This window comes from Polaribacter butkevichii (genome assembly GCF_038024105.1).
GTDB lineage: Bacteria > Bacteroidota > Bacteroidia > Flavobacteriales > Flavobacteriaceae > Polaribacter > Polaribacter butkevichii.
In genome coordinates this window covers 2,735,216-2,748,603 of the sequence record NZ_CP150661.1, presented here as the reverse complement: position 1 = coordinate 2,748,603, position 13,388 = coordinate 2,735,216, and the positions used below count along the sequence as shown (strand labels likewise).

The following is a 13,388-nucleotide window of genomic DNA, read 5'->3' as shown; positions in this document are numbered from 1 at the left end:
TTATAATCCTATTTTTATACCTAAAGTAACTGTACGTAATGTTGGTAAAGTAAAACCATCATTATTAGCTGCAGCCTCAGGATCGATTATGTCACTAAATATACCTAACTTATTAAACATCAATAAATTATCGGCAGACACATATAATTCACATTTATTCATTCCTGTTTTTTCTAAAATATTTTTAGGAATCGAATAATTGATACTTGCTGTTTTTAATCTTAAGTATGTTGCATCTTTGTACCAAAAATCTGAAAAATTATTATTCCAAGCACGAGCACCATTTCTACCAAAAGCTGGTAGTTGAGCATTAGGGTTTCCATTTTGACCTGGATTTTCAGGGTCTTGATAAAAACTATATTGTGTATGTATTTGGAGTGGTACACGTTCATTATCAAAAGGATTTCTTGCCTGAGTTGCAATACTTAAATTAAAACGAGTTGCACCTTGCCATAATAAGTTTAAACCAAAATTTTTGTATTTAAAATTAGTAGCTAATGCAAAAGTCATTTCTGGAAAAGTACCAAAACCTAACTGTTCTCTATCTTCTTGATTTATAATATTATCACCATTTACATCTTTATATCTTATATCTCCAAGTTGAGGCGAACCATTAAGGTCTTCTAATGTGTATTGATTTAAATAGTCATCTACCTCTAATTGATTTTGAAATAATCCATCAGATACATAACCAAATACTGTTTCATTAACAAACCTTCCTTCTCTTTTATTATACTTAACATCAATAGGATTGGTTTCATCAATTTCTTCCTCTACTTTTTCAAATTTTTCTCTAGCCAATCCAACATTTCCATTTAATGTAAATGTAAAATCTTCTCCAACTCTACCTTTATATCCTAAAGAAAGATCAAAACCACGATTGCTTCTACTATCTAAATTTGTTAGAGGTAAATTAGCTCCAAAAGTTGATGGAAAACCTTGTATTGGTCTTCTTAATAAGCCTTCTCTTAGTCTATAAAAAACATCTACACTACCATATAGTTGTCCATTTAAAAAACTAAAATCTAAACCGGCATTATAAAGTTTTGTTTGCTCCCAAGTAATAAATGGATTTGCCAACCCTTGATCTACAATTATTGGCGTTGCAGTGTTATCAAGGAAATATACATTACCAAGAGATTCTGAAAAACCAGTTAAGTAATCGAAAGTAGTTCTACCAACATTTGAATCTACACCAGTTTCACTATAAGAAAGTCTTAGTTTTAAATTTCTAACAAATTCATTATCTTTTAAAAAGTTTTCTTTTGATATGTTCCACCCAAGAGAAACTGATGGAAAATAACCCCAACGAACATCTGGTCCAAAATAAGAACTACCATCTGCTCTAATAGTTGCTTCTAATAAATATTTATCTTTATAACTGTAGTTTGCACGAGCTGCGTAACTAACTCTTTTATACTCTTGAGTTCTACCAGTACTTGCAGCACCAATAGATGTAAGGTCATCTGCTCCACTAATCTGCGGAACTTCAAAAGATAACAACTCACGTCTTTGAACAAATAAATTATTAAAGGTATTCGTTTCTTTTTCTTTTAATGCTAAAAATTTTAGATCATGGTTTCCTAATGATTTATCATATTCTATAAAAATTCTAGGAAGTATTCTTCTACGAGGTTCTCCGGCACCTGTAAAATAAGCCTGATCATAACCTGCTTGTGCAAAATTAGAAGCTTCAAGTGTATAACCATCGTTATCTTCTGTAACAGCTTCTGGATCGTAAGAAAAAACGTCATAAGCTCTTCGTAAAAAATCTTGATAATCATTTCTAAAACGTGCGTTAACTCTAACTCCTATAGATAAACCATCAATAAAGGGAGTTTTATATTTTAATTCTAAAGCAGCTGCTAGGGTTTCTGTTCTTGTTCTATTATAACCAGAAAACCTTTGATTTACCCTTGCCACTGGAGAACGCTGAGTAAAGCCTGAAAATGGTGCTCTGTCAGCATCTGGAAATTCATAATTATAGAAAGGTTGTGCCGTTCTTAAATCACCAAAAAAATCACCTAAAGTAGTTGCAGCATAATCTTTATATTCATCTATAAAAGAAGTGTTTAAACTCATCTTTAAATTCTCTGAAAGATCAGCATCCATATTATTAGTGATTGTCAATTTTCGATAGTCATAATCTCCTTCAAAAATAGCATCTTGTGTTGCTAGACCAATAGAAGTAAAGTATTTAAATTTCTCTCCACCGCCCCTAATACTTAAATTATGTTGCGCTATTGCAGCTCCACTATTTTTTAATAATCCATCAGCCCAATCATAAGATTTTCTTTGCCCAGAAGTGTATAAATCAAGTCTTTCTTGAGAGAAATCTGCAGGATACACTACATCAGCACCAGGATTTTTAGGATTATATTGATCGTTAAATATAGCTGACCTACCTAAGGTTAAATAATCTGTAGCATTCGCATAGTTTGCAAATGAAATTTCTTTTTGAAAACCATAATAACCATGATAATCTATTGATGTTTTACCTGCTTTACCTCTCTTTGTAGTTACTAATATAACCCCATTACCTGCTCTAGCCCCATAAATAGCAGCAGAGGCATCTTTTAAAACTGTAATTGACTCTATATCATTAGGATCTATACGATCAAAGAAAGACTCAACCCCATCTACAATAATCAAAGGAGCTCCAAACCCCCTAATACTTAAAGCAACATTATCTGAACCCGGTAAACCTGGGTTTTGATTTGTTAACAATCCAGGTATTTGTCCTATTAATAGGTTTTTTACATTTGTTACGGGGCTACTTACAACATCACCCACCTTTAAAGTTTCAATAGAACCTGTTATGGTTTCTTTTTTTTGAGTACCATAAGCAACAACCACAATCTCATCTAACCCTTCGTTATCTACTACCATTTTAAGAGAAATGTTATTTCTACCATTCACCAAAATTTCTTCAGTTTTATATCCTAAATATCGAAAAACAAGAGTTGCGTTGTCTTCAACTGTAATTTCGTATTTTCCATTAAAATCGGAGACGAAACCTTTTGTTGTATTTTTTTCCAAAACACTAACTCCTGGAAAAGGCTCTCCAAACTCATCAGTAATCTGTCCAGAAACTTTATTCTGCCCAATTAATGATGAAGAGATAATTAGGAAACCTGTCATAATTAAAAATAAGTGCTTCATATTGTATAGTATTTAATTGATTGTTTTTTTTGTTTTAAATATTATTTCGATAAGAAATTAAAATAATGATGTAAGATTAAAATTTTAAGTGTTGTAAAAATGGATTAATCAAGGTAAAATATGGACGCATCTATATTTTTCTAAAAAATCATTAAATGCCACCTTACTAAAAAGATAAAACCTACAATATTATATTTACAATTAATTATTCTTTAATTTAATCTTATAAATTTAACATACACCTTCTTTAAAATTGAAATGAAAAATTAGAAAATAATTTTAAAAGTACTAGTATTTAATGCTGTTAATCTTTACAAAACAATTTATAAACCATTAAAAACTTAATTTAAACACTTAACAGTCTTTATTTTCTTAAATCTAAGAATCTATTATATTTCAATTGAGAAAAATAACTGCATTTTGATATTTATAATTTTATTTAGTTTTTTTTACGTTATAATTAAAATAGGCATATAATTTTATCAAATATATAACGACCTACTAGTAAATAAAATAGACGAAAATATTTAAAATATAGACAAAAAAACTTAGGTTAAAAAAATATTTATTTCACAAAAACCTTTATAACTACCTAAATTAAAGGGTTTATTTAAATAAAAAAATACCAACTAAATTAAATAGCATAATTTATGGATTTAATCACTCTAAAAAAAAAGCATATATTTACAAATAAACTACCATTTAAAATGAATAAAAATTAAAAGTATATTTTACTATGGATACAACCGCTTTAAGAGAAGGCTTTTTGGGACAGAAATTAATTTCATTACCAAAATCTATAATTAGTATTGCAAAAAACAATCCTATTACTAAAAATTTTTACATTACCGATTTAGGTCATTATCCAAAAGCAAATAATCATTATAGACGAAGAAACAAAGGATCTAATGAATATATTTTAATTTATTGTACCAAAGGGCAAGGCGAAATTATTTTAGATGATATAAAACATATAATTTCTCCCAACGAATTTTTTATAATACCAAGAAAAGTTAAGCATGAATACAGAGCAGATGAATCTGACCCATGGACAATTTACTGGTTTCATTTTAGTGGAAATCTTGCTATCGAATTATTTAATCGATATAAAATTACTGATGCTAAAAATTATAAAAACACACCTTTTTCAAAAGAAAAAATAACATTGTTTGAAAAAATTTTTAATCTTTTTGATCATAATAATTTAGAAAATCAAATAGAGTATGCAAATTTACTAAGTTTAAGTTTTATTAGTACTTTTATTTATCAAGATTCCGATTTTAAAGTAAATAGAAGTGATAATGATAACGTTATCAATTCTATTAAAAATTTCTTGTTAGATAATTTGGATAAAAATTTTACTTTAGATGAAGTTGCAAGCAAGTTTAATTACTCAAAATCTTATTTGCACACAAAATTTAAATCAAATACTGGTTACCCAATTATGGTGTTTTTTAATCTCAAAAAAACTCAAAAAGCTTGTGAGTATCTAAATTATACAGATTTTAGTATTAAAGAAATTAGTTACAAAATTGGCTTTGAAGATCCGTTATATTTTTCTAGAATATTTAAAAATTTCATGGGTAAATCACCAAGAAATTACAAAAAAAGTCAAATAAAATAATATTTTTCAAGAACCTAAACAGGTATTTTTTTTAGAACTATTAATAAAATTTCTAACATTAACTTAAGTAGAAATCTTCACTAACTTTTTAAACAAAAAAAACAACTCAAACTACTGATTTACAATTGTTCTACCTAAAAAACCTGCACTAAAATAATTATAACTATTTAATGAATTATATTAAATATTTCCCTAACATATATGTTAGATAAATATTCTTAGTAACCATACTCATCGTTTTTTTTTTGGCATCATCTTTAATAAATGATGCCGAATATGCAAACCTATAGAAGTACATATCTATAAACTCTTTCTTGCAAGAATCTTCATTAATAATAACTTATGGTTATTGTTAATCAGTATAAAACATAAATTTACCTAAGAAGTTTAGCTAAAGACTATCAAAAGAAAACAATTATTTTTATTCTTTTAAAATTTTAACAAAAGCTGGTTTTTCTAAAAATATTTTAGCTAAATAAATACCTGAAGCTTCATTTTTTAGAGAAAGTTGAATTTGACCACCTACAACTTTGTATTTACTATTTGTAATTAACCTACCTGCTTCTGTATAAATATGCACTAAAACATCTTTTGAAGCATTAGGCACAGGTACTTTAAAACTTCCAGAAGTTGGGTTTGGAAATGCTTTAACGGATTCTGTTTCGTTTATAACATTATCATTTATAGACAAAGAGCTAACGTCTATTTTAAAATCGAAAACACCACTTCCATAAGTGGTAAATCTTACAATATCTTTAGACTTAATATACTGCACATCTGTAAAACTTGTTAATTCAGGCACATCATCTCCATTCATTTCAAACCATTTATCTTCTTCTGTAGAATAGACCCAGATTCCACTAAAATTACAAGCAGCAAATATAAATTTTCCTGAAGGAGCTACTGTAAAATCCATAATTTCATTAACATTAAGACCAATATTGTGGTTGGTGAATGTTATACCACCATCTTTAGAAATTAAAAAAATGTTGCCTTTACCTGTATAATATACTGTAGACTCATCTGCAGGACTTCCTTTTATAACCTGTCTTTGCTTTGTATGCTTATCTGTTTGACCAGGCATAGTACCAGTATAAGTTGTTTCTGTAAAAGTTGTACCACCATCTGTTGAATAGAAAAATTCTCCAGTTTTTAAACCAACATACCACCTATTTGTATTTACTGGAGAGTAATTAAAACTTACAGCAGATCCTGGAAAAGTATAAGGATGAATTGTTCTAATTAAAGTACTACCATTATAAGTAATCTTTTCTAATTTATTTTGACCAGAAGGAATATAAATAGCATCCTCATTATTGTCTGGTGAAGGAATCATGCTTGTTGCCCACCAATTTCCATAATAGTTTTTACCAACAACAGTGCCATAATTACCTCCATTAGTTGTGCTTGCTCTCCCTATTCTACCATACCAATACCAAAACCAAACTGAAGATTCATTTTTAGATAAAGCGACTCTAAAAACATCTGTATTCGCTTCTCTTGCAGTTTCGTAATATCCGTTTTGAGATGGTGTTCCAGAAAAACTCTGTGAACCCCTATCTTGATTTGCTACGTATATTTTATCGTGAATTTCACTGGTAACAGCATCATAAGAAAGCATATTAGGACTTCCTCTATTAATACTTTTCCAAGAACTCCAATCAGATGGGTCTGTGGTATAATAACTACCAAAATGAAATCCTGAAAAGGTAAAACTACCTCCATCTTCTTTATCATAAATTCTAAAATGTTCTAAATCCCAAACATAAGTTCCCGGACTTAAACGATGATTATTTCCTGCAAAACTAGCTCCAAAGTTTTGAGAAATAAATAAATCTACAAATCCTTTAAAAACAATATTTGGTTTTGTAGGATGCATTTCCACTATATTTCTGTCATTGGTATTATTTGTATGTTCCCAAGTTTCTCCTTCGTCTTTTGAATAATATATATTCTTGTTTCCACTACTTACATAAAAATAATAAACCCCACCAACTAAAGCTCCATGCAAGGTGTCTACTCCTGTAAAAGTTTGTGTTGGTTCTTTTATGATACTAAATTCACTCTCTCCTGCCTCCAGTTTAAAAATAAATATTTTCGAATCACTTTTTCTCCTAACAAAAGCGTAAATACTATTGTCATTATGAGGTTTAAGAGTATTAACCTCAAAAGAACTTCTAGAAAACTTATACCTAGATTCTCTATAATTTAAGCCGTAATCATCTGAAATAAAAAGTTTATCAAAACCAGAGTTGCCTTCAAAATTACCTCCATGAGCAACAACCCTTCTTCCTGTTGGCGTTTTCACAACATGCGTTTTAAAGTTTAGTGAATTTTGAAATAAGGCTCCATTGGCTGTTGTCCAAGTTCTACCTTCATCATCAGAAAACTCCATACCCCCATTTGATTGTTGATTTACAAGACGAAAACTATTATCTGGTAAATTAACACCACTTAAAACTAAACCTCTAAAATTTAAACTACTATTTCCTAAAAAATTTCGCTTATGATTTCTAAGAGACCATTTTACTTGTTTAGTATCATCAATTTTATAGAGGTGACCTGGTCTAGAAAGTACATACACCTCTTCGTTAACAGGGTCGTAAACAGAACCAAGTGCATCCGAACCACCTTCACTATAACTTGGCCCTACATTTGATGACATATGTAAATATTTTTGCGCCCAATTTCCATTAATTCTCTTATTTGCATAAGAATAACTTGGTAAATTAGAAAAATATTCTATTTCTCTATTTGGCTTTTTCTTACTATAATCTGTAAACTGATTGCCAGAAACCTTTAGCTCTTCTCTCCAATTTGCGTAGTCTTTCAACTCTTTTTCTTCTAATTTAGCAGGATCAAATGGTGGTGGTTGGGGAAACATAATTTTTGGTCTCCCTTTCTTTTCTTTATACTCAAAGTTAGCATCTGTACTATTGTTACTTTCTAGTAAATTATAATATATAAGTGATGTTATTACGATTATAACAAGTGATAGTATTAAGGTACTTTTTTTCATAATGAATTATATTTTTAAATTTTATAAATCTAATTGATGTATTAAAAACACTAATTATACTTTAAAAAAAATCTTTTTTATTAAACAATTGAGTCAAAAAATGATAATTTCAAATTTAAAATTAACTAAGTAGAAAAATATAGATATAATAACTTAAAAAATAGATAATAACATTTAAAAGAAGTTTTAACAAGGCTCTACAAACCCATATAATTAGTGATTTAAAAATACTTTGAGAAAAGCAAAAACAACAAACTATCGTTTATCCTTTAGAGACAGCAGCATTAAAGAATATTCAGATTTCCTAATCAGTTATTATCGGGTTCCTTACTTTGGTAAAAAAGAGAATAAACCGAGTAAATTAACCTATCATGAATCTAAAGGTTGGGTAAATCAAGACACGGTTTTAGCATCTATTAAAGAAGTTTTAATCCATAAGTTTATTGATTGTGGATATCGGCTTAACGAACTTCTATTTACAAAAGGATGGCTATCTAATTAATCATAAAAAGCTATTTAGAATCATAAAAGAAGAAGGCTTATTAAAACTAGAAAATCGGATAAACAGAAGTTGTTCTGGACGTAAATTTGTAAAATTCAGAAAAGTAAATACCTCTATACCTTTTTAAGGTTTAGAGATAGAGATAAAGAAGGTATGGATTCCTAACGTAAGTAAAAACACTTATTTACTGTCTATTATCGATGTGCATAGGCGTATAATATTAAAAGACTATTTTTCTTTTTCAATCAAACAAAATAAGGTAATCACATTTCTTTCTGATTTTTACTTTTAACAAACTCTGCAACTTCATAAACTTTAGGAGTGGTAACAAATACGGCACCCGAAGTAAAAGGCTTAGAAAATACAGACTCTAAATTGTCAGGTAGAATAGGTGTTTTAAGAATTAGAAAACATACCCAAAAAATATATAAATCTAGAGAAGGCAAACCGTAGAAAATAGGTTACGCTTTATTAATAAAAAGATGTGATAAAAGCAAATTTTGCCCCTGTAAACGCAGACTAATTTTATTGCAATTGCAGAACAGCTAAGAAATAAAGTTATAACTTTAATACGAAAGCTTATTCTTTAAAAAGCAACGTACATCAATTACAATTGTTTAAAAATCAACCCCAAATTAAAGTACACATAACAGACTAAATCTCAATTAAATATAAAACAATAACCATATTAAAAAAATAATGTAATTTTACATTAACTAAATAATTTAGAGAATAAATAGATCAAAATATTTTTGGCTAACAAAACGAAAAAAAATATTTTGACCGAGATAAAACTAATCTTGGTGTAGCACAGCTTTTTATGTATCTAAATAACTAACTAACTTTATAATTATGAAAACAAAAATTTATCTATCAATTGTGTTGTGCCTTTGCTCAGCACTAATGTTTGCAACCTCTTATAACGGAGATCCGTATAAATTTAAACAACCCGACGGAACCTATGTAACCGTGCATCTTTATGGTGATGCTTATTACATACGCGCTGAAAGCCCTGACGGTTACACTTTAATTAGAGATGAATCTACTGGTTGGATTAGTTATGCTAAGCTAACTGATAACAAAGGAAAATTGATTTCTACAGGTATCTATTTTAGAGAAAACCAAGCAAATCTAAAAAATAAATTACAAAAATTTAACTTAAAAAAACACTTAGATATTTCTAGTAGCGCCAGAAAATCTATAGTCAATGAAAATACAAAAATACTGAACCCTTCTTCTAGTACTATGAATAATTCAGTATTACAAAAAAGTGCAAAAAGCGCTGTTAATGGTACCATAAAAGGGCTAGCAATTGTTGTAGATTTTAGCGATTCAACAGCCCCTATAACCATGAACTCTATTAGAGATTTTTTCAATAAATCTGGCTATACTGGGTATGGAAATAATGGATCGGTTAAAGATTTTTTTTCTGATATATCTGGTGGTGCTTTAGTTTATGAAAATGTAGTTTATGGCTATTATCGTGCACCTAAAACTTTTGCAAGTTATGATGCAATGCCTTATGCCAAAGGAGCCCAAGAAATTCTTAACCAATCTCTAAATTGGATTAATAACCAAGGTTTTGATTTTAACACCTTAACTATAAAAAATGGCCGTATTCAGGCTATAAATTTAATGTATACAGGAACTCCTGCTGCATGGGCTAAAGGTATGTGGTATCACAAATCTACATATACTGGTTTTAGTGCAGATGGCGTATCAAGTGGAGATTACAATACAAGCCCTGTTAATAATGATTTATCATTAGGTACTGTTTGTCATGAAAATGGACACATGTTAGCAGGTTGGCCTGACACTTACACCTATGATAATAGCCCAAATGGTATTGGTGCTTTTGATTTAATGTGTTCTTATGGAAACAGGAAAAATCCATCAACACCTAATCCATATTTCTTAAATTTAGCAGGTTGGGGTACTACAATTAATATAAATTCTGCAAACCAAACATTTACTGAGAATTCTAATTCATTACGATCGTATAAATATACCAACCCTTCAAATTCAAAAGAGTTTTATTTAATAGAACCTAGAAGAAAAACAGGAAGAAGTACTTCTTTACCAGATGAAGGTATTACTATTTGGCACATTAATGAAAATGGGAATAATCAAAGAGCCGATAAACAAGTTGCCTTAGAGCATGCTAATAATAATATAAACGTTCACAATGCTGCGTGTTGGCACAACGGAGGCTCTACAACCTTTAATGATAACACAGCACCAAGTGCAAAATGGTATAACGGTTCCAATAGCGCTCTTAAGGTGAGTAATGTTGGAAACGTAGGTAATTCAATGAGTTTTACCATAGGAAATGGAGGAACTACAGGAGGTGGAGAAGCTGCTATTTCAAGCCCTACTCCAGGCAGTACACTAACTGCTGCTTCTATTAATTTTAAATGGAACAGACCTTCTGGTGCTAATAACTTCGACTTAATTGTGGGTACTACTGGAGCGGGATCATCAAACATTCGTTCTAGTTCTACTTTTAACACCACCAACCTAACAGTTAACGGTTTACCTACCAACGGTAGTACGGTTTATGTTAGATTGTGGACTTTAAATGGTTCTTGGTCTTATAAAGATTATACGTACAAGGCAACTACAGCAACTGCGGGAGAAGCTGCTATTTCAAGTCCTACCCCAGGAAGCACACTAACTGCTGCTTCTATTAATTTTAAATGGAACAGACCTTCTGGCGCTAATAACTTCGACTTAATTGTGGGTACTACTGGAGCGGGATCATCAAACATTCGTTCTAGCTCAACTTTTAACACCACCAACCTAACAGTTAACGGTTTACCTACCAACGGTAGTACAATTTATGTTAGATTGTGGACTTTAAATGGTTCTTGGTCTTATAAAGATTACACCTACAAGGCAACTACAGCAACTGCGGGAGAAGCTGCTATTTCAAGTCCTACCCCAGGAAGCACACTAACTGCTGCTTCTATTAATTTTAAATGGAACCGACCTTCTGGTGCTAATAACTTCGACTTATTAGTGGGTACTACTGGAGCGGGATCAACTAATATCCGTTCTAGTTCAACTTTTAATGGCACTAATAAAACAGTTAATGGTTTACCTACCAACGGTAGTACAATTTATGTTAGATTGTGGACTTTAAATGGTTCTTGGTCTTATAAAGATTACACCTACAAGGCAACTACAACAACTATATCTAATGGAAGTGCCAATATAACAAGTCCGTCGCCAGGAAGCAGACTAAATTCATCTTCTATTAACTTTAGTTGGAATAGACCCTCTGGTGCTACTTATTTTGATATTTTAGTAGGTACTACAGGAGCAGGATCAACTAATATACGTTCAAGTTCAACTTTTAACAGCACTAATAAAACAGTTAGCGGCATACCTACCAATGGCAGTATTATATATGTTAGGTTATGGACATTAAACGGATCTTGGAAATATAATGATTATACCTATAACGTAAATGGAGCACCTGTTAATTTAGAAGATAATTTAGACGAAAACATATCAATTTACCCTAATCCTACTGATAATAAATTTACTATTAATCTTGGTCAATATAAAAACTCAAGTGTTTCAATATTTAGTATAGATGGCAGATTAATTTATAAGGAATTACAAAAAGGTAACACAATGGAAGTAGATGCCATTTCTTTTAATACTGGAATATATTTAGTTCGTATATCAAACAATAAAGAAACAATAACTAAGAAATTAATAATTAAGTAAATTTATTAAAAATAAACTTACTGTATTTTAATAAGGCTGTTTACGTATTTAGTAAACAGCCTTATTTATGTACAATATATATGTTTTATCTAGAACAGTTTTTTTATCAATAAAAACTATTTTAGAACTTTTTACACACGCATATCTTAAAATATAATCTCTAAACTTTTGATAAAAAAAATTAAAAAAGTATCTAACAAAATAATAACACCACAGTAATTGTTACTTCAAATTTATTTTTAATTTTCAGATTTTGTTACTTGAATTAACGAAACCTAAATTCGGTTTATGAAAACCATTAACAAACTTATTTAATAACTTCTGCAGCTACAAGTGGTTATTGGATTCTAATTACGAGTTATGCTACGGTACTGTTTTTTACTACACAGAACATCAAGTTAAAAATTAGACAAAAAAATAAAGAGTTGGCATTACCAGCAAGTAACCTACACTTTTTACTTTTAAGAAGTAACAATTTTTATTAAATCTGAAGGATGCTCTAACACATGCTTAGATCCCGCATTAATCAAACTTTCTTTATCTCTAAACCCCCAAGATACTCCAACAGGAAGCATATTTGCATTTTTAGCTACTAAAATATCTACATCTGTATCGCCAACAAAAATAGTTTCTTCTGGTTTTACCTGCATTGCATCACAGGTCTCCAAAGCTACCTTCGGATTTGGTTTTTTATCAACCTCTACTTTCAACCCTAAAACAGGGCTCAAAAATTCTGGTAATAAAAACGCAGCTATTTTTTTTGTTAACGTATCTTCTTTATTAGAAAGTACACTTACTTTAATATTTTTAGCATTTAATTCTTCTAATAATTCTAATATGCCTTCGTAAGGTTTTGTTTTAGCAGTGCAAACTTCACTATACACCTGCATCATATCATTAAGACACGCTTCTACTTCTTTATCTTTAGGGTTTGCATCTGGCAGCGCCTTCACCACCAAACTCCTTACCCCACTTCCTACAAAAGTTTTATAGGTTTCATAATTGTAGGTAGGATATTGGCGTTTTTCAAGAACAACATTCATGGCATCTGCAATATCTTTTATAGAATTTACAAGTGTACCATCCAAGTCAAAAATAACCGCTTTATACTTCATTCTTTTTTTTGATAAAATTACTAATAATAGCTGATTAAGAGTTGAAAATAATAAAGATTTTCTGTTCTATTTTAAAGTAATTTATCATTAGTCTATACTAAAAAGACTTAAGACCACTGCTCTAAAAAACATAAGAAACAAGACTTTCTCAACTAGCTTCTTTTAAGTGTTTTGTATATTAAAAGATCGTTTTTTTTAAAATATTCGTAATTCAAATCTTCACGTAATAAT

Annotated in this window: 7 protein-coding genes; 4 read left to right on the top strand and 3 right to left on the bottom strand. The window is 29.9% G+C overall.

Features of this window, described 5'->3' with window-relative positions:
• On the bottom strand, nucleotides 1-3,162 hold the full coding sequence (locus WG951_RS11780) for a SusC/RagA family TonB-linked outer membrane protein (RefSeq protein WP_105049613.1): 3,162 nt from the start codon (nucleotides 3,160-3,162) through the stop codon (nucleotides 1-3).
• A 736-nt stretch (nucleotides 3,163-3,898) separates the two neighbouring features.
• Here WG951_RS11780 and WG951_RS11775 point away from each other — a divergent pair.
• Entirely contained in the window at nucleotides 3,899-4,786 is an 888-nt protein-coding gene (locus tag WG951_RS11775) for an AraC family transcriptional regulator (RefSeq protein WP_105049614.1), read from the top strand.
• A gap of 421 nt (nucleotides 4,787-5,207) precedes the next feature.
• On the opposite strand, the gene WG951_RS11770 is transcribed toward WG951_RS11775, so the two are convergent.
• Complete coding sequence (locus tag WG951_RS11770; RefSeq protein WP_105049615.1) at nucleotides 5,208-7,805, bottom strand: T9SS type A sorting domain-containing protein; 2,598 nt, start codon at nucleotides 7,803-7,805, stop codon at nucleotides 5,208-5,210.
• 232 nt (nucleotides 7,806-8,037) lie between these two features.
• Between WG951_RS11770 and WG951_RS11765 the strand changes: the two genes are divergently transcribed.
• The 3 genes from WG951_RS11765 (at nucleotide 8,038) to WG951_RS11755 (ending at nucleotide 12,042) form a co-directional block, all read left to right on the top strand.
• Nucleotides 8,038-8,307, top strand: coding sequence for a hypothetical protein (locus WG951_RS11765; protein WP_245893532.1), 270 nt, complete (start codon nucleotides 8,038-8,040; stop codon nucleotides 8,305-8,307).
• Nucleotides 8,308-8,628: 321 nt separating this feature from the next.
• Nucleotides 8,629-8,760 carry a hypothetical protein gene (locus WG951_RS11760; RefSeq protein WP_262510186.1) on the top strand — a complete coding sequence of 44 codons (132 nt, stop codon included), beginning with the start codon at nucleotides 8,629-8,631 and terminating at the stop codon, nucleotides 8,758-8,760.
• 450 nt (nucleotides 8,761-9,210) lie between these two features.
• Nucleotides 9,211-12,042, top strand: a complete 2,832-nt coding sequence (locus tag WG951_RS11755) for a M6 family metalloprotease domain-containing protein (RefSeq protein WP_340914278.1) — start codon at nucleotides 9,211-9,213, stop codon at nucleotides 12,040-12,042.
• A gap of 461 nt (nucleotides 12,043-12,503) precedes the next feature.
• On the opposite strand, the gene WG951_RS11750 is transcribed toward WG951_RS11755, so the two are convergent.
• Nucleotides 12,504-13,157 carry an HAD family hydrolase gene (locus tag WG951_RS11750; protein WP_105049619.1) on the bottom strand — a complete coding sequence of 218 codons (654 nt, stop codon included), beginning with the start codon at nucleotides 13,155-13,157 and terminating at the stop codon, nucleotides 12,504-12,506.
• Nucleotides 13,158-13,388: the final 231 nt, after the last annotated feature.

Coding starts and splice junctions, on each gene's coding strand:
- WG951_RS11770 (WP_105049615.1), bottom strand. CDS start 7,805: ATGAAAAAAAGTACCTTAATACTATCACTTGTTATAATCGTAATAACA.
- WG951_RS11775 (WP_105049614.1), top strand. CDS start 3,899: ATGGATACAACCGCTTTAAGAGAAGGCTTTTTGGGACAGAAATTAATT.
- WG951_RS11750 (WP_105049619.1), bottom strand. CDS start 13,157: ATGAAGTATAAAGCGGTTATTTTTGACTTGGATGGTACACTTGTAAAT.
- WG951_RS11755 (WP_340914278.1), top strand. CDS start 9,211: ATGTTTGCAACCTCTTATAACGGAGATCCGTATAAATTTAAACAACCC.
- WG951_RS11780 (WP_105049613.1), bottom strand. CDS start 3,162: ATGAAGCACTTATTTTTAATTATGACAGGTTTCCTAATTATCTCTTCA.